At 34.8% G+C, this 24,721-nt stretch carries 18 protein-coding genes; all 18 read right to left on the reverse strand.

Annotated features, from left to right (window positions below):
* Position 1: 1 nt before the first annotated feature.
* The 18 genes from SOM12_RS18840 to SOM12_RS18925 all read right to left on the reverse strand — a co-directional run bounded on the left by SOM12_RS18840 (position 2) and on the right by SOM12_RS18925 (position 24,221).
* The gene (locus tag SOM12_RS18840) at positions 2-1,369 is read right to left on the reverse strand and encodes an ATP-binding protein (RefSeq protein ID WP_320494871.1); all 1,368 of its coding nucleotides are present in this window, start codon (positions 1,367-1,369) and stop codon (positions 2-4) included.
* Complete coding sequence (locus SOM12_RS18845; protein ID WP_320494872.1) at positions 1,359-2,282, reverse strand: hypothetical protein; 924 nt, start codon at positions 2,280-2,282, stop codon at positions 1,359-1,361. Before SOM12_RS18845 ends, SOM12_RS18840 begins: the two co-directional genes overlap by 11 nt.
* Before the next feature lie 67 nt (positions 2,283-2,349).
* The gene (locus SOM12_RS18850; protein WP_320494873.1) at positions 2,350-3,195 is read right to left on the reverse strand and encodes a hypothetical protein; all 846 of its coding nucleotides are present in this window, start codon (positions 3,193-3,195) and stop codon (positions 2,350-2,352) included.
* A gap of 16 nt (positions 3,196-3,211) precedes the next feature.
* Complete coding sequence (locus tag SOM12_RS18855; RefSeq protein ID WP_320494874.1) at positions 3,212-5,146, reverse strand: hypothetical protein; 1,935 nt, start codon at positions 5,144-5,146, stop codon at positions 3,212-3,214.
* 83 nt (positions 5,147-5,229) lie between these two features.
* Positions 5,230-8,925, reverse strand: coding sequence for a contractile injection system tape measure protein (locus SOM12_RS18860; protein ID WP_320494875.1), 3,696 nt, complete (start codon positions 8,923-8,925; stop codon positions 5,230-5,232).
* The gene (locus tag SOM12_RS18865) at positions 8,909-11,629 is read right to left on the reverse strand and encodes a hypothetical protein (RefSeq protein ID WP_320494876.1); all 2,721 of its coding nucleotides are present in this window, start codon (positions 11,627-11,629) and stop codon (positions 8,909-8,911) included. Before SOM12_RS18865 ends, SOM12_RS18860 begins: the two co-directional genes overlap by 17 nt.
* Before the next feature lie 10 nt (positions 11,630-11,639).
* Complete coding sequence (locus SOM12_RS18870; RefSeq protein ID WP_320494877.1) at positions 11,640-15,326, reverse strand: baseplate J/gp47 family protein; 3,687 nt, start codon at positions 15,324-15,326, stop codon at positions 11,640-11,642.
* Positions 15,323-15,757 (reverse strand): GPW/gp25 family protein, encoded by a 435-nt coding sequence (locus tag SOM12_RS18875; protein ID WP_320494878.1) that lies wholly within the window; start codon positions 15,755-15,757, stop codon positions 15,323-15,325. Before SOM12_RS18875 ends, SOM12_RS18870 begins: the two co-directional genes overlap by 4 nt.
* Positions 15,750-16,049 (reverse strand): PAAR domain-containing protein, encoded by a 300-nt coding sequence (locus SOM12_RS18880; protein ID WP_320494879.1) that lies wholly within the window; start codon positions 16,047-16,049, stop codon positions 15,750-15,752. The genes SOM12_RS18875 and SOM12_RS18880 overlap by 8 nt, the downstream gene beginning before the upstream one ends.
* A 140-nt stretch (positions 16,050-16,189) precedes the next feature.
* Positions 16,190-17,989, reverse strand: coding sequence for a type VI secretion system tip protein VgrG (gene vgrG, locus SOM12_RS18885; protein ID WP_320494880.1), 1,800 nt, complete (start codon positions 17,987-17,989; stop codon positions 16,190-16,192).
* On the reverse strand, positions 17,989-18,663 hold the full coding sequence (locus SOM12_RS18890) for a hypothetical protein (protein ID WP_320494881.1): 675 nt from the start codon (positions 18,661-18,663) through the stop codon (positions 17,989-17,991). Before SOM12_RS18890 ends, vgrG begins: the two co-directional genes overlap by 1 nt.
* Before the next feature lie 123 nt (positions 18,664-18,786).
* On the reverse strand, positions 18,787-18,957 hold the full coding sequence (locus SOM12_RS18895; RefSeq protein ID WP_172426911.1) for a DUF5908 family protein: 171 nt from the start codon (positions 18,955-18,957) through the stop codon (positions 18,787-18,789).
* A gap of 6 nt (positions 18,958-18,963) precedes the next feature.
* Entirely contained in the window at positions 18,964-19,434 is a 471-nt protein-coding gene (locus SOM12_RS18900) for a phage tail protein (RefSeq protein WP_095930123.1), read from the reverse strand.
* Positions 19,421-19,891 carry a phage tail protein gene (locus SOM12_RS18905; RefSeq protein ID WP_095930122.1) on the reverse strand — a complete coding sequence of 157 codons (471 nt, stop codon included), beginning with the start codon at positions 19,889-19,891 and terminating at the stop codon, positions 19,421-19,423. The genes SOM12_RS18900 and SOM12_RS18905 overlap by 14 nt, the downstream gene beginning before the upstream one ends.
* Positions 19,892-19,940: 49 nt before the next feature.
* Positions 19,941-21,518: a phage tail sheath family protein gene (locus SOM12_RS18910; protein WP_095930121.1), complete on the reverse strand. Its 1,578-nt coding sequence runs from the start codon at positions 21,516-21,518 to the stop codon at positions 19,941-19,943.
* 36 nt (positions 21,519-21,554) lie between these two features.
* A complete protein-coding gene (locus tag SOM12_RS18915; protein ID WP_320494882.1) occupies positions 21,555-22,388 on the reverse strand; it encodes a hypothetical protein in 834 nt (277 codons plus the stop codon).
* Positions 22,385-22,954 carry a Pvc16 family protein gene (locus SOM12_RS18920; RefSeq protein ID WP_320494883.1) on the reverse strand — a complete coding sequence of 190 codons (570 nt, stop codon included), beginning with the start codon at positions 22,952-22,954 and terminating at the stop codon, positions 22,385-22,387. The genes SOM12_RS18915 and SOM12_RS18920 overlap by 4 nt, the downstream gene beginning before the upstream one ends.
* A 406-nt stretch (positions 22,955-23,360) precedes the next feature.
* Positions 23,361-24,221, reverse strand: coding sequence for a LuxR C-terminal-related transcriptional regulator (locus tag SOM12_RS18925; RefSeq protein WP_320494884.1), 861 nt, complete (start codon positions 24,219-24,221; stop codon positions 23,361-23,363).
* Positions 24,222-24,721: the final 500 nt, after the last annotated feature.

Here is a 24,721-nt window from a genome sequence, read left to right on the forward strand (position 1 = left end):
GTCAATTCATTTGAGTAACCACAAGTGTTTTGTTCTCTTTTTTAAATTCACGTCTAATCCCTTCCAATAAATCGTGCTGATTGACAACAGTTTCATTTTTCTGAATGGCTGCTAAAGCACAAAATCGCAATACATTAATAATTGCTCCACCAGCAAGTTCATACTCTTCGGCAATGCTTTCTATATCAATATCTGGACTAAGTTTGCATCTTCCTGAAAATGCTTTTTCCCATAAAAGAATCCTTTCCTCTGCGGTTGGCATCGTAAAATGAATCATGGATTGAAATCTTCTGGAGAAAGCTTCATCCATATTTTCTTTTAAATTGGATGCTAGAATAACCACTCCTGGAAAATCTTCAATTCTTTGCAGTAAATATCCCGTTTGCTGATTGGCGTGCCGATCGTTTGAAGAAGAAGCATTTGTCCTTTTTCCGAAAAGCGCATCGGCTTCGTCAAAAAATAAAATCCAGTCCTTGTGTTGTGCAACATCAAATATTTTAGACAGATTTTTTTCTGTTTCACCAATATATTTAGAAACAATCATAGAAAGATCAACCCTAAAAACTTCTCTGTTGGTACTTTTTCCAAGTAAAGTTGCAGTAAGCGTTTTACCAGTGCCTGGAGGTCCGTAAAAAAGGGTTCGATATCCAGGTTTTATTTTATTCTCCAAACCCCATTCTGTCATAAGAGTATCACCATGATTTAGCCAAGCGTTAATCTCCATAACTTGATTCATGACATGTTCTTCTAGAACCAAATCGTCCCAGTTTAATTTGGTCGAAATTTGTTGTGCAGGAAACGAAATACTGTGTTCCAATTTGGGTAAAGTTCCTGTAATAAAAAAGTTCAGCCAACGCTCATTAATCGAAAGGACTTGATTCAAAATAGGAACATTAGATTCGTTATTTTCTAAAACCAAAACCTGTTCTTTTGAAAGTATATTTGTAGTATTCAGAATTTGAAGCACTTCTATTCTTAATTCAGGATTTACAGCGGTAATTAAAAAAGATAAGGTTTGACCTGTAGGCAAAAAACCGCTATGATTTTTATTGATAACTCCGCCAAATTCAGTAAATCCGCGATCGTACATCGCATTTTTACTAAAGAAAATATCCAGAACTTCGGGTTTAATCTGAGGTGCGAGAATTAAGGCAAGACAAAGTCGTTCGTAAAGACTCAAATCCCATTCTCCTATTTTTTTATAATAAGCACTATTTTCAGTTTCTGCATCAGTTTCTGGTAGCGGAATATCCTGCCAGCGGTTTTCATGTCCATCCTGAAGCAGATAACTGCAAATAACCTGATCGATTACCTTTTGCAACCAATCCATTTCATTATACAAAGAGACAATATTGGGATTAGTTTCCATAAACTCCAAATAATTTTTCTACATCGTCCAGATTTGCGTCAGCCCATTTAAAATAAAGCAAAGCCGTATTAGGATTCAGCTCATTGCATTGCAGCATATCCAAATAAAAACCTTGTGCATTTTGCATGATCATTTGTGTGTTATAATCAACATCATTATGAAAACTCGAATCAAAAAAAGAATCTGCCCATTCGCTTGTATTGTTCTCTTTGGCAATAAAATCGGTAATGAAATAAGACAATTTTTCGTCTTGCACGACCAATTTTTTGGCTTTGAAATAAGCAGGTTTTCTTTTGGTTTCTCGGTGGTAATATTCGATATCTTTAGACTGAATGGTTTTAGTATTTTCATGTCCGAAAATATCAGATAATCCAAAATTTTCAGCCTCACAAGCCAATTCTAGTTCGGCATTTGCTTCGCCAGCTATGGCCAGAGTTGTATTTTTTGCAGTTGTACTTTCTGTTACCACATAAAGTTCCCTAAATGAATATAAGGTTTGTGTGAGCTTTATAATTAATTGCTGCTGGATTTCATTCCAATTATTAATTTTTACAGATTCAGGTTCTTCGGCTTTAAAAATGAAGCTTCCTTTATTAGTAAAAGCCAATATTTGTTTGCTAAATTCAAAATTGCCTTCAATAGAACCATGTGCGTGTGATCGTCCTGAATAAGGTTTTGAGATACCATCACTAAAATTCCAATTGGCATCATTTAAGGCAATTACTCCGCTTATATCAGCATCGTGACGCGATATAATGCCATTGCGATAAATGTTTCCAAGAAGAATAATTTCGCCGTTTTTAATCTGAAAATAATCGCCAGGAAAAAGACTTTTATTTAACGGTTTGGTAGGTAGAAATCCTCCAGTTTTGAGATAAAAATGCCTGTAAAAATTCTTATTAGTATGATCCATAACCTTAAAAATTATTGATTAAAGTCCACTGAATGCAGTAAGCAAACAGTGGACAATTTAATTGATCTTAAGAGGCATAAGCAGCAGCAGTTGCCGCAGCTAAGCTAGATTGAAGCGATTGCAGTTTGATTTGCGCTTTGTTTAAATTGGCAGTTGCAATGCTCAATTGTCTTCCCGTTTCGTCATTTGCAGTATTGGCTTTATCATAAGAAATCTGAGCGTTTTTATACGCATTGTATATTAAGGCTCTTATAGAAGTCTTGTCTGAAGGCTGTACTGATAAAGGCGCGTCTAAAGATTTTTCATCTGTTAAAGTCAGATACAATTTTGTTGCTTGTTTACTTTCTAAAGTAATTGCCGCTTCAGATTCCAGAACAGAAGCTTCTGCAGCCAATGTAGATTTTAAGGCAACTAGCGTAAGAGCAACCGCATTATTGGCGTCTGTACCTGCGCTGTTTATTCTTGCGATTAAATCATCAGAAATTAACGGATTAAGTGCTTTTTTGCGAATAACTAGAATAGACAGTTTATTAATTATTTCTACAGAATAAATTAATTTGCTAATCAAGTCACTGATGCTTTTGCTAACTGTTGTTGAGTCTTCTGTTGCATAGGCTGTTTTTGAAAAAGCAACTCTTGAATTGAGAGCTAAGTCGTAAGCATTTTGAATAACTTGATCGATCAAGTTTTTGTTGCTTAATGCATGCGTACGATTGCTTTCAGAAACTAATAAATAACCTTGATATCGGGTTGCTTTTTCATTCAGCGAATTTACAATTGTCTGTTGCTGCTGTACAATTGCTGTTGCATTAACTACTTGATTTTTTAGCAAGTCTAGTTCGGCTTTTTTCTTTTCTGTAATTCCGTATTTCTGTAAACTTGGTCTTAACGGAGTTAATGATATAGTATCCATATAGTTGAGGTATTAATTAGTTTATAATTTCAGATTTTGGTTTTGTAGAATAAGGTATTGGCGGCGTGTTTTGCCAATCAGAAAGACTGTTTTTATATCTGGTTTTTAAAATCTCACTGCCTTTGTAATAAGACAAAATAACAGGAATGTAATTTTTATCTTCAATTAGCGGATTTCCAAAATTATCTGTAGTGGTGCCATCAATATGCACTTCAAATTCTGGACTTGAAGTTGTTTTATGTTTGGCACTTGTAAAGTTTCCTGCCGGAATGTTTTCTGCTAAATTTAAATTGAAGAAAAAGGCGTTGGTGTTTTTAACTGGTTTAGGAGATTTGTCTTTAACTTCTTTCAGTTTAGCGTTCAAATCTGTCAATTGCGCTTTTGCAAGGCGTAATTTCTCTTTAGCATCAGCCAATGCACTTTTCAGACTATTATTTTTCTGTTTGTCTTGATCAGGATCTTTACTGTTTTTGGCTGTTTCGGCACTTGTTTGAGCAGAACTATTTAAGATCTCGATCTCTTCGGTAAGCGCTTTAACTTCAGCATCAACAGTTTTAATTTCCTCATCTAACTCCATGGTTTCAATTTTGGATTCCAAAGTCTGTAAATCCTCATTTGTAGAAAGATTATCGGTGTAAGGCAAGAAGAAACATCTGTAATCAATTTCACTTGCTTTTAATTCTTCTTTCTCAACATTAAAAGTAATTTTAGATAAATCTTCAGAATGTTTTCTAGAAGTGCCAATATCTTTCGCACTTTTTAAAGTATAGACTAACGAAAATATTTCAGAAGGTGCAGATAGATATTCATCAAACGTATTGATTTCTTTCTTGTAAGATTCAGTAAACATTATTAAAAGAAAAGCAACATAATTTTCGCCAAGCACTAGAGGTTCATTATCTGCATCTCTCAAAGATTTATAAGCTATAGATGTGCTGTATTTTCCTTTATCATCTGGTTTTTGCGTCGCAGGAATACTTTTGCATTGATCGGGATTGCCCACCAAATCTTCTGCCGTAGAAGCATTAAAGAATGATTTCTTACTGTCTTTTACCAAAATGATATTGTAGCTTAAAACTGGATTTGCTAATCCTTTATTTTGCGTTGCAGGATCTCTATCTTCGGGAGAAAAAGGACTTTTGTAAGCATCAAATGAAACAGTAAAACTGCCTGCTGAAGGATCAAAATTTGTAGGAACCTCAACAATCAAAGCCTGATTAAATTGTTCGTTGTTATACGTATAGGCTTTCTTTGAAGCATTATATTCTACCTCACAACATTTTATGGCTCCTTCTGCAGCTCTTGTAGCAATACTTGCTTTTGCTCTCGTATCGTTATCTACGGTTAGTACTGCGGTAGTTGCTGTTAAATCTGAAGTGGTTACCTGCAATAAATTATTGACAGAAGAGTTGGTTAGCTTAGCTCCATCTGCCACAACAGAAGTTGAAACTTCAGAAATCGATGCTGTAGCTTCCATAGCATATTGCGAAGTAAGCTCTGCATTATAGGCTGTTTTATTAATCAGATTATAAGCTTCAAGCGTTTGCTGATAAATTTGAGTTCCATAATCGGCAGCATTTACAATACTGTAAATACTTCCAATATCGCTAGCCAAACGCACAATAGAATTTGAAGCAATTTGTATATTCGACGCGCAAACCGCCATATTGGTAACGGCTTGTGTTACATACGTTTTTTGCTGATTGGCAGATAGTAATAAGTTGTCTGCCATATTCTTATTCGTAACCACAACATTATTTATATGTTGCTGTTCTTTGTACAATTTTGCTGTTGCATCGAGTTTTTCCTGCGCAACAATCTCAGCTCCTTCAGCATAATAAAGAGTAAACATTGAAGTGCTCAATTGTGAACTCAATTGTTTTTTGGTCATTTCCTGACTTTCTAATGAAGACAATACACTAGAATGCAGATTTTCATTGTAACTGTTCATAATAGTTCTTTTAGTTGATTAATTTATATTTCAATATTGTATTCAAGGTTCTTATTTGGATAATTGGTTTTTAGAATACTTTTTTAATAAGGCCAAATGACATGCAAAGGCTTATCCATCCAATGGTATTTCATAATCGAAAAAGCAAAAGGAGATCTGTTAATCAATATATCATAAGCTCTTCTCTCTACCGTGAGTTCCCATTTATCTTCTAGTTCTACCAGAATTCCGTCGCGTACAAGCCAGTTGCCGCGAAAACCGTCTACGGAGCAATCTCCAATTTCTGGCCAATGCGAAATCGCCGCTTGTATCAAACCCTTTATCAATTGTTTTTCCTGATCAGTGATATCAATAAAATCAGGCACAGTATCGGCTAAAGGCAAACCGCACAAAACTTTGTTTAGCGGCAAATAAACCTCTTCCGTTTCCTGCATTCCTGTAATTAGATATTGCAAGTATTGTACAGCTCTAACTTGATGTTCGTTGCTTATAAATTTTCTTTCAGAAGTTAGGCTCAATCGTTCAAACAGCATCGCGATATAATCGTTTAAGAGTACAATTCCTGCGTTTCTAACAGGAATTCCTTGTTTAGGGCTGTTTTTTGGGTTTTCTTTAGTTTTATTATGTTCCATTTTCGAAATTATTTCAGTTTGTTTTAAGACGGTTGAGGTTTGCTTTTCGGCTCTTAGAATTTCTTTGAAACCGAGCTGTAAAGCGGGAGGAAATTGATAGATATATTTTTTCATATCGGCCAAAAAGCTTTTTTTTGAGATTCCTTTTTTGGTTACAACTTCCCAGATTAATTCATTCCAGATTTTGTCTATTGCAATAAGTCTCCAATTGTCGTTGGTTACAGCCTTTAAGAGCTTTCGCAATAAGAGATGCTGCATTTCTTTAGCAGCCAATCCTTTTATTTTAACATTGCCCAAAACTTGATTGAATTTTTCCAAAATCCGTAAAGACAATTCTTTGTTTTTATCCAATTGACTAACCGCATTGCATAAATGATGAAAGTTAATATTTCGGCAAAGCCAATCAATTTGAGCTTCAGGAATAAATTCTTTTTTTATTATTCTAAAGAAAATCTTTGGCTCTTTTACCATAATGGCGTTCAGAATGTCTTTAATCTCAATGGTTTTAGAAATGCTGAAAGCAGATGAAACTTGCCTTTCTATAAGGATTGATGAAATCCATTTGTATTTCTCTTTTTCAGATAAACTCTCGATTTCAAAAAGCAAATCTGCGCTAATTGATTCTGCAGTTTCATTAGAAAGTATATAATCAGAAATGCCATTGTTTTCTAAAAAAGGCATAAAATCTGGTGCTGAATTGGCATATTTAAAAGATTTTGTTTCGTTTTGAAGCTGTATTTTTTCCTTCGTCACATTCTTTTTTAAATACAATTTGAGTTCTTTCTGAAGCAGTTTATTAAATAAAATTTCATTGCCTTTATAAGCAGAATATTTTAGAATCGTGTTCCAGAAAAGTTCATTTAATGTTGCGCTAATTTTAGTTTCCGAAACCGATTTTACATTTCGAATTAGGACAGAAGCCGTTTTCTGAATCCAGTTCTTTTTCAGCGCAACTGCATTTGTCAAGAAATAAAGCAATATGTTTTCGCTTTCTTTTCTGTCTTGTTTTCGGAGTAAAACAAATCCTGTATCATTAAAATTAGCACTTAATAATTGCGCTAATTCCTGCTGATCTTGCTTTGACGTGTTTTGAATGAGCAAGGCAAGCGCAACGGGATCTATAGATTTTGTGTTTTTTAGCTGGTTTAAAAAGGTCTTTTTGATAGCCACTCCAAAAGATTTAATTCGTTTGGACTGAATCAGTTTTGCGATAAACTGAAAATAATCATCGCGTCTCGTCTCGGTCACTTTTTTGGATAACTGCACAATAATAGTTTCCAGAAACAAAGAGGAGTTATGCTCCGGATGAAACAATATTTCCTGCATTCCAAGAAGCAATAAATCATCGGTCATTAATTCTTCAGGAAAATCATATTGATCTTTTTCATTTAAAATCTCATACACAACCTGTATCGTTTGTACAAGTTTTGTTTTTTTATAATTGGCTGTTTTTAGCAATAATTGAAGTATTTCTCGATTCAAAACCAACGGAAGTAATTTCCTAAGAATCTCTTTATTTCCGTATGAAAGCATGGCTTCAAAAGCAATTTTAGGATGCAATAAAATAGTTCTAGTCAGCGATCTTTGTAAGTCAATAAAAAAGATACTTTTGGTACTGTTTTTCTGCAATTCTAGTTCTAGTTTCGCTACAAGATTTTTGAAATGAACAGCAGGATAATTAGAATTATTACGGTTTATTTCTTTGCAATAGATAGCATTTAGATTCGTAAAAATAACCGCAGCATTATTGCTTTTTATCGCCGCAGGAATTTTAGCATTGGTAAACAGGGCCAATAAATGCTCATGGCTAAGATTATTTTTTTTGCTTAATTCTTTAATGCAAAATAGCAGAAAAGCAGTATTGTCTGTATTTTTATTTTGGATGAGAAATAGAATTCCAATTTGCCATAAAGCCTTACGGTTTGTTTTTAGTTTAAAAGTCTGGCTCAATTGGTTTAGATAAATAATAGATTCTGTATGAAGCTGCGATGGAGTAGTATCCAGTTTTGAATACAGTATTTTTATCGAAGTTTCATTTAAATCCGGAAGCAGCGAAACAAGCAAACTCTCATCTTTAAAAATGGGCTGAAGCAGCGTATTAAATTTTGTTTTATTCTCGCTATTCAATACCATTATCAATTCGTTTAAATTGTCTTTGTCGGCTTTAAATCTTCTATTGCCTTTATTTTTCAATAATTGCTCTAATAGACTCCAATAATTTGTAGCAGTTTCAAGCTTATAATTCTCGCTTTTTTGGGTTTCATATTCCTGCGTTAGTATTTTAAGACAAGCAATAAAATCGTTGTTCTGCGATGTTTTATCAGAGAGTTTTACAATCGTATTTTCGATTAGAATAATAAGTTCGGCATAAGCAATATTGTAATGATTGGCCATTTGCAGAATACTGCTTTTCATGAAAGCCAGTTTATTAAAAAGCGTTCCGCGTTCGAGCAGCAAAAAGTTCAGAATAAAGAACCATAGATTCTTTTTGAAACTTGCCGTACTCGTTTGGATAATCGTTTCTTTAACCTGAATATTAACCATCGTTGCGCTAAACTCAATAATAGAACTACTATTATTAGGTTCGAGCGAGGCGATTATTTTAGTGATGTTTTTTTCGTCAAACTGCCATGCAATTCGTTTTCTCACTTCCTCATGAGACATTCCCGTTTTTTTAATAATCGCAATAACCTCAGCGAGATTGTTCTGAAGCAATTCTGCCATAATCTGGTTGACAGAACCTTCTTTATTTTGATAATTCCATGGTAAATAACCTTCTAGCAAAAAGACCGTAAGATTTTCTAGAATTGATTTTTCTTTATTGTAAACCGCAATTCCGTTTTGCTTCTGATTGTTTTGATACAGAATTAATTCGGCTATTTTCTCTCTTAATAGATTTTGTATTTTTCGGCTAAGATCAAACTCTAGATCACCATAATCGCAGGCGCCAAGATCAAGTTCAAGCAATTCAATTCTCCAGCTTTGTTCCTGCGGGCATAATTCGTCAAAAATAGAGGTAACTTCTCTAGGCAACGAAATTTTGCTCCAAGCACTTAAACGCTCCTGAAGTCTGTAACCTTCTTTCTTTTGGTCAAAAGTGGTGTCCCATTTTAGACTCGATACAATATGGCTATTTATTTCTTCCATTTTTTGCTTCTAAAATTGAGGTTAGACTATGAATTAAATTTACAGCGTACTGCTCCGGATTTGAACTTGCTTCTGTTTCAGTATAGTGTGTATCTAGTGTATTTTTGAAGCGTAAACTGTCATGCCAGCTATAGTAATTCGATGTAAAATTTTCAAGTTCGTGAAACTGAACAGACAGATATTCACATTGTATATTTGTTGGAAGACTAACCGCAAGAAACTGTTCTAAACGTCTTTCGAATTGAGGAGTTTGCAATTCAGAAATAAAATCTGGAAATAGCAAAATCGCATTTTTCTTAAAAAGTGCATCGTTGATTGTTATGGTTCCGTTTCCAGAAGAAACGGTAATACGAAATGAATAATCAGAGAATTTACTTTTGGTATAATCTATAGATGTTCCAGTTTGAGAATTATCAGTACTAAAAGCATATTTTTCATTAGAAAATTCCAACTGACCTTTTAAAAACTGAGAATCCAAAACGGTTTGACTTTCCGTATTTAAAAGATAATTTATATTGGCAATGGTTTGGAAATCTGTATTTTGTATTTCGTAAAAAGAATTATCACTTTGTTTTACAATTTCAAGATTATATTTTAATTGACTTAAGAGAATAGAGGTTTCAATAAAAAAACTACCTTTTCTATTTTCTTTAAGCCAATATACTTTTTGTATGGTTTTATTGCTGTTCAATTGATCTTCGATAGAAGTTTGTGAAGCTTCAAATTGTGTTGTAATAAAATTGGTATATATGTTTTTTAATCCGAAAAGTAAATTCAGTTTTAATTCTAAACCAGAAAAATTATTGAAATCTGTTTTGCTTAGTTTTTCTTTTTTATTGATTTTATTAGATTGAAAAACAAAATCTGACGTGTTTTCGCTAATATGCTCAAAATGCTCCTTTTTAATGTTTAGCAAATGAGCTTCTGCGGTTTGATTAATTTTTGAAGCCGTTAGAATATTATAACCTTTAAAACGGTTGTAGGATAATAAATCGAGATTCTGCAAATACAAACTCTTTATAATGATCTGATCTTTTTTCTTGTTTCCGGTATAGATAGTATCATGAATGATAGCATCAATTACTTTTGGCGATTCGCCGTGTCTGGCAAGCAAATGATCTAGTATTTTGTTTCGTCTTTCGAAGTTAACATCTTCTTCTTCCATGATTTTCATCATTCCAAAGATGTAGGCATTATAAGGATCTTGCTGATATTCTCGCCAGCTTTTTTCTTTCAGTTCCTTTTTAGTTTCAATTCCATTGCTGTATTCAAAAATGGCATTATTTTTCAATAAAGGTTTGATGTGAGGAATACTATACAGAGATTGATAGAAATAGCTAGGAGAAAACATTTTGTACGGAACAGGATATTCCAAATGCTTTTTCTCGTATGTATCTTTTAGTGCATAAAAAGCATCGTTGTCTGATGGCGCTCCGCATACCGAATTGGTGAAAGAAAACAGTTTGGGAACATTGGCTAATTGCGAAAACTGATTGGCCAAAACCTGATCAAATAAAGTCAAATAGCCTTTTAACTGACGCGATTGTGCCACTTGAACGGGCAAAGAATCGTCTTCGATTTTATCGTCGCCAATGCCATATTGCTGCGGAAATGTATTTTGAATGGAGTAATAACTATTGATGTCTCTAAAACTGCTTTTTGGCAATTTTATAGTCGGTTTGTTGTTTAAGCTCGTTACATTATCCTGATATTGGCCAATATTGATTTGCAACGGATCAAAGACATCTGCGACTATTTGTTTTCCATTAGAATTTAATGTTAGTTTTTTCTCTTTATAAGAATTTATAATATCAACAAAAAATAATTGGCTTTGTGTTGCTTGCAATGCTTGAACATTATTCGTGTTCTGATAAAGCTGTATCCCCGAAACCGAAATGACACCGGTTACAGACTCCATTACAGGAATTAAATCAATAGCTTTTATGGTATCTTTTTTATCGTATAAAGAATCGTCAGAAATCCAACCGTTTTTAAGATACGGGCCATCATATATTGTAGCAGCATCATATCCGTCTTCTTTCATCGTCTCATAATTCGCCTGATCTATTTTCGGAAAAATATAATTGCGAATTTTATTTTGAAGTTCTAATAAAACAGCATTTTCATCTGCACTTTTCTCAAGTTCTATATTTCCGCCAATCTTGCAATTTTGCAGTTGCAATGCAATTGGCATATTAAAAAGTTCGCCAATATTTCGACTCTGATTGAGGTAGTAATAAACCGACTTGCAAATGTTATTGCATTTAATATCATCGGTAATATCTGGATTGATATAAAGATAAATTTGATACACTCTGCTAAATGCCAAAAGATTCTGATTGTAAGGTGCGATTACAACATTGTAAACCTCTTCGATGCCGTCTATAATGTATTTTTTGTAATCGTTAATGGTGTATGGCGCCGTAGTCAGAATTTTATAAGGCATATAAAACTGATTTTCAATTTCCATTTTTCCTGTAGAATCGGTTAAAATATCGGGAATCGAAAAATCGGTACAATAACCTAATTCGGTCATGGCATAACAAACCTGATCTAGAATTGTCATTCCAGGATCGCTCGGGTTAAAGTTGGTCCATTCATTGCCAATGTGATTTTGGATATAATCAATAGCTTCGTCTTTCAGGAAGTTAAAGTCCTGATGCGGCGGAAGCTGAATTTTTGTTATTTGATTATTAGTATCCATTTCTATTTGGTTATGAAATATTATGATGGGGTGCCGAAACTAAAAGTGTCATCGAATCGTTTGGCATTAAGTTTTCCTCTTCGCTTTTTAAAACAGTTTGCAAGCCCGTAACCGGATCAATGTTGTAGCTCGAAAAAGTTACTTTCTCTACCGTAAGAACTCCTTTTATATTTTGCACAAATGTTTTCACTTTGGCATCTATAAGCGGTTTGCCAATTTCTATTTCAGAAGGGCAGTTCGTAATCCAAGGCGATAAATACTTTTTTAGAGCAAGATTTACATTCTTTGTTACCAAGGTGGTCTGGTAGTTTGGATCTACTTGAATATTGATGTTAATGGTAACGTATTCTAGATCAAAATTGGAAACGTTTAGTTGGGTAAATGGAGATGAATTGGCGCTTAAAAACTTTTGCACCTCAATTTCGAGAGCATTTGTCACCAAAGGTGTAAAGGCATTTGAATCGCTATCTGATGCTATTTTTTTTACCAAATAAACATTGGTGATGTTATTGCTTTCGTCAGTCACTACTTTTGAATAATAGACCGTATCAAACTTTTCGGCAATGAGCGTATAATAATCGGATGCTGTGCTGGCTCTATTTTTGGTTTTTATGCTATTGCTTACTCTTTTATTTCGATCTATTTTGTCTTCGGCAGCTTTTCCTCCAAAAGAAGCAAAAGGCTGTATGATAGTACCTATTTCTGGAATCTTAATTTCTGGTTTAGTAATTACATTGGCATCAATTTTCGGACTTTGCGTATCGGTTAGAAACGTCGTTCCAGTTCTTTGCACGATAAAACCATTGGTCTGCATAAAGGTAGTTTTAGAAAATGATTTAAGGTTGCCAACAGCCGCAATAGAAATCCAGTTTTTGTTTCCTGGCATTATACTGCTATTGTTATTGCAATCTGCAGGAATCGGAATTTCTACAATTCCAGAACATCTAAATTGGCTGGTTTGATCCGATAATGGTTTTATATTTTTCCAGCCCAAATCGCTTAAATAGTAATACATAATCTTATTTTGATCGGTAAGCGCGGTTGAATTTCTAGCCAATTCAAAATAGAGGTTTAAAGTGCTGTTGCAAATCAAATTATCGAGTTCTATAAATAAGGCTCCGTTATGGTCAAAAGACGGATAAAGCGGAAAACCTTTTACTGCATCGCTTTCAGAACTTCCAATGATTTCGGTGTTGAATACATTCGTTTCAGTTTTGTCTGCCGTTTCACTATCAAAAACGGTATAGTTTGAAAATGGAGCATAAATAAAATATTGAAACGGATAATCTCCCGCTGTACCATCAAGATTGTAGGTTACGCTTGCATCATATTGAGCAGAAAAAGTCTGTATTTTTGGAACAAATGGAAGATTGGCTGCAGGAATAAAATCATCTTGTTTGTGTGCAACTTTATACCCGTTTTGCAAGGCGATGCTAGCGACAACATTGGCATACAATTCGGAACCAAAACCATATTGTGGACTTTTTAAAGTCATTTTTATAAATCCTGATGTGCTTTCTTCAGAATATTTTAAAGGCTCTTTTTGAATGTTTGGATTGGGATGCCATAATTTTACATCAGGTTTAGTCGAAACAGGTTTAGAATATATATAATCACTGTTAGAGGTGCTAAGAACATTATTAGGAGGAACTACGGGCAAAGTGTCGAATAAATTAACCGGTTGCGAAACTTCATCAGTTGGAATGAAAACTTGGTCATTTTTGGTTCTCAAAATTTTAGTCATTTTTATGCCTTGCCATGATTTGTCTTGCATAATGTTGAAGCATACCATAAAATTGGCATTGGAGAATTCTTTAACGAATGCAATATTTTGATGTTTACGAGGAAAAGCGATTCGATACGCTTTTACAACCGAATTGTCTCCTTTTTTTGGAGGATGTAAATAATCATTATATTCTTTGTAATAAATTTCAAAATTGGCAGGTCTTTTATCCCAATCGATCTGTATTGTGAAACTGTCCAAAGGTTTGCTCAAGATTTCATTATTTCCGATGATAAAGTTGGCATTAACCAACGGAATTGGTCCAAAAGGAGGGAAGGGACTTTTCGTGCTTAATTCCCCATAATCATTATACAATTGAAAAGTTTTGACTCCTTCTACTTTTAAGGCAATAGTGATCGATGTCACTTTAGGAGGATCCTGCGGATTAGGAACATTTTGAAACAACACTTTCATCATAGGCCAATCGCTTTTTAATCCGTCTGGATTAACCAGAAACGGCTCGATTGCTACTACACTTGGATCAAGGATTATAGCAATTGCAATTGCGTTTTGTTTCGTAGCATCGATTGTAAAATTGGAAGGAGCTAAATTCAGTTGTAGCCAATTCTTTTGTGTGCTCAAAAAATAATTGGCTTCTTGGAGGATTTTTAAATCGATCTGAGAAGCAAATTCTAATGTTACTGTTATGATTCTTGTCCCTTCGCGCAATAATAGCATTGGCGAAGCAAATGCAACTCCAATTAATGACGGATTTAGAGAATCGTCGTCTGAGCCAAAAGTCTCCCAACTGATGGCTTTATTTTCTGGATCTAATTGAATTTCGGTTGGTTTTACAATGGTTTGCAAATTGTAAGACGCATTGTTTTTATCCTGATACGAAAGCTTATGAACACTTGCAATTGTGGCAGGATTGAGATTTACATTTTTTTTAGAAGCAAATAGAATAGGATTCTTCTGGGCATCGACTCCCGCATTAAATAAAATCCCCGCAGGCAGAGTATAAACAGATGTTGGTTTTGTTAGTGTTGCACACAAAAACGCCTGATCTTCCACTGCTGGCAATTTGGTTTGTTTCAGGATATTTTTATAATAAAAATCAAGATGCTTCTCAGAAAGTCCGTTTAATTGATCTTGCTGAATTTTGAGAATATTTACAAATGAGCGCAACAAAACAGTATCTGGAAAATGCCCTTTTTTGAGGTTTAATTTCTGGTATTCTTTTGCGGCGTGATGAATGATGGTTTCTAAAAACTGAAATAATTTATCGCCAATTTTGGTTAGAATAGCTAAGCTTGCCTTTAGTACAGCCCTTATTTCATCCAAAATAGGATGTTCTTTTTCAAAACCAAAAACCTGCCAAAATGGGATTTTATCTTTATTGATGTACCAGATATTCTTATCAAAAGATTTAAACTCGTCCCAAGGAACAGAAGTGAGAATTATATTCTCGACAGATAGTTTTAACAGATATTGTCTATAAGATTGAATAGCCCAAAAATCTATGCTCAATCTGTTTTTTACTTCTTGCAGTATATACGTTTTGAGATCATATACCTCACTGTTTTTTAGCATATGATGCGTCCAGCGTTCTATAATTTGATAAATAGCCGTAATGCGATCAAACAAGTTGTTTAAAGCTCGCGTGTTGATTATTATGCTGTTTTTGTTTTCAAGCAATCGTTGAATTTCTAAACAGCCATTTTTATAATCAGCGAACAGTTTTTTGTAATTTGTTTTCGAAATGGAAGCCATCAGAAAAACGGGATCTTTCAGTAAAAACGGACTCCAGTTTCCTTCTATAGCATTACTGTCATTATAGAAATTGATCAATTTGCTAAATTCTGTCAAAAAGTACAGCCAATCCTGCTCGGTTCTTCCGTCTATTAAATACGGATTCGGAACGAGTGCTTCGTTGAGAGAATTTATAGCGCTATTTTGATCAATTAAAATCATTTTTTTCGATCTAAGTTGGTTCCTTCTTTTAAATAAAATGGGAACACATAATTGTGTCTTGTATTGGTTTTAGAATAGATGTAACTAATCAGTATTTCGATTGTTCCGTTTACGATATCTGTTGATGCGACTCTCACGTCTTGAACTAATATTCTGGGTTCATATCGTAATAAAGCAAACTTGATCGTTTCTATGATTTCGCCTTTAAGCGTACTATCAATTTTTTTAAACATAAATTGCTGTATTCCAGAACCAAATTCGGCTTCAAGCGTACGCTCGCCTTTGCGTGTGTTTAGAATGACATTGATAGATTCATTAATGTTGGTTTCATTAGCAGACAAATTCAGCTGGTGATTGTCTGCTGAGAATGAAACAGGAAATGCCCATCCTGAACCTAAAAAAGCGGTATCATTATGTGCTATATTATCCACCGATCATAACATTAAATGCTCCAAGAACAATTGATCCTCCATGAGCGGTTGAATCTCCCATTCTTGCGGCGGGCATACCACATATCATAACCGTTGCAGATCCTTTTACAATAGAATCTGGAGGTCCTACACAAACCAGCATGTCGCCAACTCTGGCAGCTGGTAATCCTACTATTAAAACTGTTGGTGCACCTGGCCCAACTATTGGTCCTCCTACATGCGGAATTGGTGGCACTCCCGGAGTAACCATCGGGCATTGATGAAAATCTGTAAGTCTTGCTGCTGGTGGCATATCTTTTTGTTTAATCGGTTAATTATTTATTTGTTTAATTGTTTTACTCTTGATTCGTTTAATCGTGATTATCGCTTCTTGCTTCTATTCTCTTTCCTCTATTCTCTATTTTCTATTCTCTATCATCTCACAATAAACAATCAATTAATCATTACCATTGCGCCTTTCAGCGTCAATTGCATTCCTCCGGAGACTTGTGCCATTTGACCGCCTTGAGCGCTGTATTGCATATCTGCATTTTCTTTAATGTTGAGACCTTTTATTGAGACATCTCCGCCGCTTGACTGTATGTTCACACCTTCATTTCCTTTGATGGTCACATTTTGATTGGCTGAGATATTGATGTTTTTCTGACTCGATAAATCGATACCACTGCTTGACATTACGATGCTATTATTGTTTTCGTCCTGAATCGTAATTTTCTTGTCTTTATCGCTAATAATGATCGTGTTTTTGTTGGGTGTTGCAACAGTCCAAACTTTGTTTTCATCATCAAACTGTACCGAAATTCCCGATTTAGAAACAATGGCTTTTACCGAATTTTTCTGATTGGGGTCCAAACCCGTAAAAGGTTTTATGCTTGTACTGCTGTAGATACTTCCGAGAATTATGGGATATCGTGGATCTTCATTTATAAAACCCAAAATAACTTCATCTCCAACTTCGGGCATAAAGAAAGCTCCGGCTCCGCTTGTTGAATAGAAATTGGTTAGCCTTGCCCAGATTCCTTCGCCTTTTGGGTCTAGCAAAGGAACATCGACTAAAACTCGGTATTGAGAATCGGGATCTTCATCCATCTTTTTTACGGTTGCGTTAAAAAGCCCCTTTGCACCTGGAACAAGCCCCGAAGCGGGTGGTGCCATAACATCTGGTTCTTCGGTAAACCAAAATGGAGAAAGTCCGAGTGTAACTTCTGAAACCCAATTTCCTTGAGACAAATCATGCACAACTCCGCCAATGAGGTAGTCGCCATTAAAACGATCTCCAATACCGGCAAAAGTCATGTACTTTCCAGGATCAATTAAATTGGTTCCTTGAAATTTAGCTTCGCCCATTATTTTAGCATATTCGCTTTTAATAATTTGCGCTTTAGACCAATTGGTTAAATCAGCACTTTCTAGCGGGGCAGAAGTCTGCAATTGATACGTCGAGAGTCCAATAGCTTCCGATAATTTTTTTGTGGTCAAATTTCCAGCTCCGCTAACATTTGGCGCTGCATTACCGTTTACAACCGCTTGAGTTTTAAAATCCCAGCTATTGGCAGCTACGTTTCCTAATTGTGTCACAGCATTTAATTTGGCATTAAATTCAAGAAGATTATCGCCATAAGTTACCGTAAGCACAGATGTGGTGCTTTTATCAGGAGGAAAAACAGAAACTTTCCCGTTTAAAGTGGTTACGATTAAACCATTTGCCTCGGCTAGAGCCAAAATATAATCCCAATCGGTAGCATAAAATTGCACTTGTTCTGGCCAAACCGTAGTTGTGGCAGTAACATCTGCGCTTAAACCGGAATAGCTTCCAATTATAGAAGATATAATATCGCTGTCTTTCTGTTTAGAAAACGTGAGACTTTTTCTGCCTACAATCATTTTTATGGCATTATCACGACATTCAATTTCTAGAGCAGATCCTACTAAATTATCAATGCGAATGGTCTGGCTCATGATTAAACCAGAAAAAATAACAGCGTTATTATTGTCATATCCTGCTTCTATGCTAATTGTTGCGCCAGGCACAAAAGTAGAAGAGGAGCTGGCATCAAATTTACCCGTGTTTGGTTCTCCGTCTAGGATTATGATTTTTGCAGATGCAATTCGGTTTACTTTTTTTTCGATGTGAATAGAAAGCACGCTAAGTTCATCGGCTATTGCCGATCCGTTAACTTTAACTGCGAATGTTGCGATTCCGCCACTTTTTATTTCGGTTGAAGCACTCATTAGTTTAAAGGGATTATGGGTGGAAAAATTAATTTGTCGATACCGTTGAGGTTTCTGAATTTGTTAAGTTTATTATGTTCTGCAACTTGTATATAAAAGGAATCGTCATTCCAGATTTTCTGGCACAATTGCGGTAAAGACATGCCTTCAGAAACGCTTACAATATGAGTAAGGTCTGGAGATTCTGGAGCATCTGCTCTGGTTACCGTTTTCGGAGAAATATAGCGACTGAACGATAATGATATCTTGGCTCTAAGCGGACTTCCATCTGGTTTAAAAAGAGTGTAAGAGATGTCAATAGAATCGAGAACTCCGTTGAATGTAATATTCTGTCCCCATTGCACTTTTACAAAATTAGGGCGATGTATTTTACCGTTATAAGTATAAATAATCGTTTCTAAAGCGGTTATTTCTTTAGACATATCGGTACGTTTGGCATCTATGATTCCCGTACAGTCTATTACCATTTCAAAACTCAGTTTATCGCTTGGAGTGCTTTTGTATTTTTGCGAAGCCGAACTTGTTGCTGGAGCCTGCTGTTCGTTGTATTCGATACTTTTTTGTATTTTGATATTATCAGGATTAATCATGAAAGCATATGGATTTCCGGAGAATCTATTCTGAAATTCCTCGTCTGTATATCCCGTAATTTTCATTAATTCTAAACTTGCCATTTGTGTCTTATTTTAAGTTTAAATTTTTTTAAATCCTGGTTGGTCTTTGAAATATTTTCTCTCGCAGATTTTGCAGATCGTGCGGATTTTTTAATACTTTATGCGATAGATGTCGGGAGTGGTTTAACGTTTATAACTATTCTCCTGATTTTTTTCTGCAATTAATCTTTTACATTCTTCCAGCAGCTGTTTTCTCAGAATAGACATTTCTCGTTCTTTGGTTAGCGCCGAATTTTTAGTGTTGTTTGTTACGATTTCTGTTTTAATGACAAGTTCTCTTATTTCGATTGGCATAATGGTTTAGGTAAAAAGTTTATCAAATTTGGTATCCTTAGAAATGTCAAAATAGGTGTAGGCCAGCTCAATAGATTCTATCGCAATATTGCTTTCCTGAGAGTTTAAGTCAGAAACGGCATATTTTACTGGGTAGGCATTGTTAAACGTCCATTGCATGCAGACTACGCCCGAAGCATTAAGCAGTTTTAAGATCACATTTTTGGGCTGTATTGGGTTTGATAATCCTTGATCGATGCAGTTGGAACACCAATTGACCAACTGAGATCCTGCAGGCACCATGGCTCTTTTAAGCACTAAGTTTTGACTGTTAGAAATGGTTGGGAGGCGATATTTAAATCTATTTTCGCCTCCGCAAACAATTTCTTCTACGCTTAATTCTTTAGATATTCCAGATACCTCCTTGAAAGCCGCATCTACACCTGCAAATGAAAGTGTAAAATAAAAGCTAACGGGATAATCGTTACTTACCGCCATTTTTAATGATCAGTTGTTCGTGTGCAATTTCTATCGTGTCTACCGCAACTTCGTTACCGTCGGACTTCAAATCGGTGCTTGTAATTTTGGTTGGCCAAGCATTGTTTAGCGTCCATTGCATGGTTACGCCGCCTTTTTCGTCCAATAATTTGATCAGAACGGTTCTTCTTTTAATCGTATTCATTACGACTTGCTGATGCCAATCCCAAAAAGTATTATCATTTACAAAAATGCCACGTTTCATAGTTACGTTTCCGTATTTAGTAATACCAGGCATTTTCTCCACAGAAAAAAGCGGACTGTTACTTTTGCGGTATTCTATAATTTGATTTTCGACATCCATTCCCGTAACTTCCTGAAAAGCTACTTTGGTTAATTCTGTTCCAAGATCTACTTCGAATCTAAACTTTGGCATGGGCCATGTTGCGCCTTGTGCGCTTCCGTCATCTGTTGCCATATTATTTTATATTTAAATTAAAAATTTACTTAAGTGAGTTTTTGTTTGATTAACTAGAAGTTGCCATTTGCTGTTGAAATGTCAAGACAATGAATTCAGCTGGATGAACAACTGCAACTTTTACCGTTACATTCATGAAACCATTTAAAAGATCATCTGCTGTCATTGTAGAACCCAATCCGCAGGCTACAGAAAAGGCATCAGAAGCGCTGGCTCCCTGCAGACCTCCTTGTTTCCAGATCGAACTAAGAAAACTACTGATCATAGAAATTACAGCTTCCCAAGTATTTTTATCATTAGGCTGGAAAACATAAGCTTGAGCGGCCAGTTTACAAGATTGCTCCAAGAATATCATAGTTCTGCGTACTGGAATATATCGCCAATCTTGACTGTTTCCGTCCAATGTTCTGGATCCCCAGATTAAAATTCCTAAACCATTAAATGTTCTAATGGCATTGATCGATTTACCCGAAACGGCATCAACGTTTAAATTGGCTTGCTGACTTTCAGAAATGGAAATTGGCAATGATGCCGCACCTACAATAGAAGTATTAGCAGGAGCTTCCCAAGGGCCAACAGCATTGTCTACCGTTGTAATAACGCCTGCCATAGCACCGCTTGGAGGAAGAATATTAGCATCTGCCACAATGTGTTTTATCATTAAGGAATACGTCTGACTTGCAATAAGCAAAGCATTGTGATTTTGGGTTACAGTCAAAGTGCTCGATGGATTCTGAATATTGGCAATAATAGCGGCAACGGCTGGGTTAGGAGCACTAGGCGGATTAAGAACGGCTTCTAGTTGTTTTACATCTCCACCAAATAAATTAGTGTAATCAATATCAGAATTTTGCATTATTGTAGTTCCTATAAACGGGTAATACGCCATTCCGTAGTTTAATCCAACAGAACCGGTGTTCATTCTGAAGTTTGTAATGTCTTCCGTATACAAAATAGGATCTGGGGCGTCGCCACCAATAATGTCAAATAAGCACATTGCCGTTTGCATTTGCGTCGACTGAAGAAGCATAGCCTGCATTAGAGTCCCGTTGTTTTCTACGCTTAATAAAGTAGCTTCGGGACAAATATACATAGTTGGTTCCTGCTCGTTTAGCAATAGAGAAAGACCCTTTGTCAAATCATTCAATTGCACATTCGGGTTTACAACTGGAATTCCCGGAGTTCCTGGTTTTTGCGACGCAGGTCCATAAGAACCAACAGAAACAATATAAGCATCTCCACCGCCATTTTCATAAAAAAGCTTTACGCTATTGTATAAATAATAAACCGTGTTCGGATCTGGAACTATCGAGTAATACGTTCCTGCAATTAGCATGTAGTCTCCTTTTAAAGGTTGACTTTTTTCTGCTACTAAGTAGTATTCAGGTTTGTACTGTTTAGACGGACTTGCAGGAGCAGGTGGATCTGGCAAACAGAAAAAAGCCTGAAAATCAGCAAAAGATGTGATTTTTACTGGCACATTCGTATACGATTTTCCTTCGTAAGAGGCCTGTGGTGTGTACCCTATAAATGCTGGTATAGCTGTAGCTACTCCAACAACAGAATTGGGAAAAGCATTTAGTTCTTGAATGTAAACACCAGGAGTTTGAATGGTAGATAAATTCATTGATTTTAGTTTTTAATGTTCATTTTTAATAGTTTTTTATAAATAGATATACATTGGCGATGCGACATGATTTGGGTCGCTATTCTCGATTATTCCTATTCTAGAGACATCTGGATTAGGCAGTCCTTTTATAATTACTTTGGGCTTGGTATTGTTTTGATTTGCAGATGATGAATTGCTTATTAAATCAAATTTATATTTAGGCTTTTCGCTGAGCGTGATATAGGTTTTGTTTGAGGTAAACAGTAATGCCGATTCTCCTGTTTGGATCGTTACATTTTGCGGACCGTCAAATTGTATGTTTTCTTTTTCTGTAATCGAAGGATTGTTTAACTGCACCGCATTTCTATTGATAAAATAGTATTGCCATTGTGTGGCTCTTGCAGTAAAATTGATTTCAAAAAGCGCAGCATTATCAGAAGGCTTTTCTTTTAATATATCTTCAAAATAAATTTTTAAATGACCAAAATGAGTCGATACAGGTTTATTCTCTAAAGTTTGATTTAGGACTATTTTACCTTCATTGTTGAGATTTTTAGGATCTTGACTAGAGTAAGTAACCGCTCCAATCCAATTAATGGGTAATGTTGTAAAGAGAATAAAATTAGGATTAGAGCATTTTATATCAAACTCAAAGTAGTTTTGCTGTGTGGTTTGCGCTATATAATTGAATAACTCTGATAATGATGATTTTGTATTCGAATATAAATCGAGTCCGTTAGAAATATGATTTATTTTAAAGCCAAATTTTTTGAATATCTTATCTGTATTATGATTGGGAACAAAGTGAAGACAATTACATTTTCCGCTATCAAAAAAAGTATGATAGGCTGCAATACCAAAGGTTTTTATGTAATTGCTCTGTATCATTTGGAAATGGTGTTATTCGTGTTTTTTACAGAAGGTATGATCTCCATAATTTCATGACTCTGAACTTTTATCAGCTTCATTTTGTAAATAATAGAAGGCTGATATTTTGCTGCCATCGCTGTCCACAAACTGTGCATTTGATGGTAAGAGATCTTTTCGTACTCAAATTCTAATCGGCTTAAGCCATCTGGAATAGAAGAAGAGGACGACGCATCGATATAATTATTAATCTGAAAGAAGGCGATTATGGCGTCTAAAAACTTTAAAGATTCGGAATAATCATCAAAGTTGCTGCTAATCAATAAGTCAATGTTGTATCTTTCTGTCGGATTGAAATTAGAATAGTTTCCGCTTTCTAATTTCTGGTTTCTAATATAAAAAGGCTGATTGGTTTCTTTTTCAATATTTATTAGAGATAAAACGACTTTGTTTTGGTTAACTTTAGGTAAAGTTCCACTTGGTTCAATAAGATAGTTCACAACGGTTTTGTCTTCGGTTAAAGCAAAACGATTTTTTAAAAACTGTCCCAATAATTTATTCGTAAATTGAAGCGATTGATGTATCATCGTATTTAACTCTTAAATTAATTCAGTGCAATAGCGCATCGATTGGCTATTTGTATTTGTAAAAGTAACTGACAATTAGATTTGTACGAGAATTTTGCAATATACTTTTCATAGACAGGGACAAAAGATGTTTGGCATTTTTGTAGACAAAATATAGACAGAAAAAACTTTGTCTACGCTTTGTCTCAAATAGAGGCATAAACGGTTGAAATGTAGAGAAAAGTTTTAGCAATATGGAAAAAGCACCTTTAAAAAAAGTACTGATTAAAATGTTTTATGGAAAATTTAAAAGAGTGTAATACAAAAGAAGAAAATCATAAAATGGATAGCATAAAACTATCTTTTGTACTGCTAGAATAGAATAAGCATTACAATTGCAGGAGATATAAATAAGAGAAAAGATAATTTATGAAACTGTTCTGAGGTACGAAATGATATCATCTTCTTTTTTAAGCGTTAGTTTCTTTTTAAGACGATATTTATGAGTTCGAACACTTTCTTGATTAATGCCAAGAAGATTGGTAATATCATTGTTGCTCATATTCATTTTAATATAGCAGCAGTATTTTAAATCTCGAGAACTTAAAGACGGATGTTTTTTGGCAAGAGCCAGAAGAAAATTTGGGTTTGATTGTTCAAAATAGATTTTAAAATCGTCCCAGAGTTTATTATCATTTGCGACTGTCTTTATCGAATTTACAATAGACATTAGCTCAATTCTAGTGGCATCGTCTACGTTTGGATAAAGGTAAGAGATACGTTCTTTTATTTTTAAAAGCACTTCAACCTTTTGATCCAATTCCATTACATAATGGCTTAATTTATCGGAGTTATTCTTCTGGAAAGCCGCTTCTGCAAACGTCGCTGCCGGTTTGATTTGCGGTTCTGTTTTTTTGAGAAGAAAGATAGATTGAATTCGATAAATTAAAAAATCGGTATTTTTAATCTGATTGTACGGATAAGTAAAAACAATGTTTTGTTTAGTCCAGCATAATGATTCGCATTCATAATTTTGAGTCAAGTATAAAATGGGAATATTTCTTTTATCAGAATTGAAATTGGTATCATTTAAAACGAGCTGGTTTTGTCTGAATCCTAAAATCACTAAATCAGGATTTAAAGAGTTTATGGCATTTTTCAAATCTAATCCTGTTGTTACAGAAACGGTAGAAAACGTATAAGCAGATACTATTGATATAGCATTTAATATCATAGTCAGTATCGTGACATCGTCGCATCCAATTACTATAGATTTTTTTTCGAGCATTTTTGGGGTAGTTTATTGCTTTTGTATGCAGTACTAATTTCTAATACTGTATATGAAATGAAAAATAGATAATAACATTTTCGTCGTTATAAACGGCTCTAACCATCAGATCGAGTTTAATCAATGGATAAACTCAAATCTCCCACCAACATTAATAACTTGATTTAACAAAATAGAATAGATATTTTGATGATTTGTGGCTTGTAAATTAAAGGGATGTAAATTTATTTAATATATAGGAATATTACTATAAGTACTATTACGTGTTTTTATATCTATTTGTGTTAATTAACAATTTTATGACTTTAAGTTTCAAAAAATCTACAAAAGGGCCTTTCAAAAAGTATCTGAAGTATTTTAATCTATCTAAATTATTATAGAAGTTCGTGATAAGGCGACAGGCACCTTTTTGATATTGGCAACAATGCGTCGCTAACCGCAGAATTTCTAACCATGATGATGAGGTGTGATTAGCGGTGCATGATGTAAAAACACCTGAT

The organism is Flavobacterium sp. CFBP9031 (assembly GCF_034044945.1).
Taxonomy (GTDB): Bacteria; Bacteroidota; Bacteroidia; order Flavobacteriales; family Flavobacteriaceae; genus Flavobacterium.

Excerpts from the sequence above, each read along its gene's own strand:
- SOM12_RS18915 (WP_320494882.1), bottom strand. The coding sequence starts at position 22,388 with ATGATACAGAGCAATTACATAAAAACCTTTGGTATTGCAGCCTATCAT.
- vgrG (WP_320494880.1), bottom strand. The coding sequence starts at position 17,989 with ATGAGTGCTTCAACCGAAATAAAAAGTGGCGGAATCGCAACATTCGCA.
- SOM12_RS18840 (WP_320494871.1), bottom strand. The coding sequence starts at position 1,369 with ATGGAAACTAATCCCAATATTGTCTCTTTGTATAATGAAATGGATTGG.
- SOM12_RS18895 (WP_172426911.1), bottom strand. The coding sequence starts at position 18,957 with ATGCCAATCGAAATAAGAGAACTTGTCATTAAAACAGAAATCGTAACA.
- SOM12_RS18845 (WP_320494872.1), bottom strand. The coding sequence starts at position 2,282 with ATGGATCATACTAATAAGAATTTTTACAGGCATTTTTATCTCAAAACT.
- SOM12_RS18910 (WP_095930121.1), bottom strand. The coding sequence starts at position 21,518 with ATGAATTTATCTACCATTCAAACTCCTGGTGTTTACATTCAAGAACTA.
- SOM12_RS18900 (WP_095930123.1), bottom strand. The coding sequence starts at position 19,434 with ATGGCGGTAAGTAACGATTATCCCGTTAGCTTTTATTTTACACTTTCA.
- SOM12_RS18890 (WP_320494881.1), bottom strand. The coding sequence starts at position 18,663 with ATGGCAAGTTTAGAATTAATGAAAATTACGGGATATACAGACGAGGAA.
- SOM12_RS18850 (WP_320494873.1), bottom strand. The coding sequence starts at position 3,195 with ATGGATACTATATCATTAACTCCGTTAAGACCAAGTTTACAGAAATAC.
- SOM12_RS18905 (WP_095930122.1), bottom strand. The coding sequence starts at position 19,891 with ATGGCAACAGATGACGGAAGCGCACAAGGCGCAACATGGCCCATGCCA.
- SOM12_RS18870 (WP_320494877.1), bottom strand. The coding sequence starts at position 15,326 with ATGATTTTAATTGATCAAAATAGCGCTATAAATTCTCTCAACGAAGCA.
- SOM12_RS18860 (WP_320494875.1), bottom strand. The coding sequence starts at position 8,925 with ATGGAAGAAATAAATAGCCATATTGTATCGAGTCTAAAATGGGACACC.
- SOM12_RS18855 (WP_320494874.1), bottom strand. The coding sequence starts at position 5,146 with ATGAACAGTTACAATGAAAATCTGCATTCTAGTGTATTGTCTTCATTA.
- SOM12_RS18920 (WP_320494883.1), bottom strand. The coding sequence starts at position 22,954 with ATGATACATCAATCGCTTCAATTTACGAATAAATTATTGGGACAGTTT.
- SOM12_RS18925 (WP_320494884.1), bottom strand. The coding sequence starts at position 24,221 with ATGCTCGAAAAAAAATCTATAGTAATTGGATGCGACGATGTCACGATA.
- SOM12_RS18880 (WP_320494879.1), bottom strand. The coding sequence starts at position 16,049 with ATGCCACCAGCAGCAAGACTTACAGATTTTCATCAATGCCCGATGGTT.
- SOM12_RS18865 (WP_320494876.1), bottom strand. The coding sequence starts at position 11,629 with ATGGATACTAATAATCAAATAACAAAAATTCAGCTTCCGCCGCATCAG.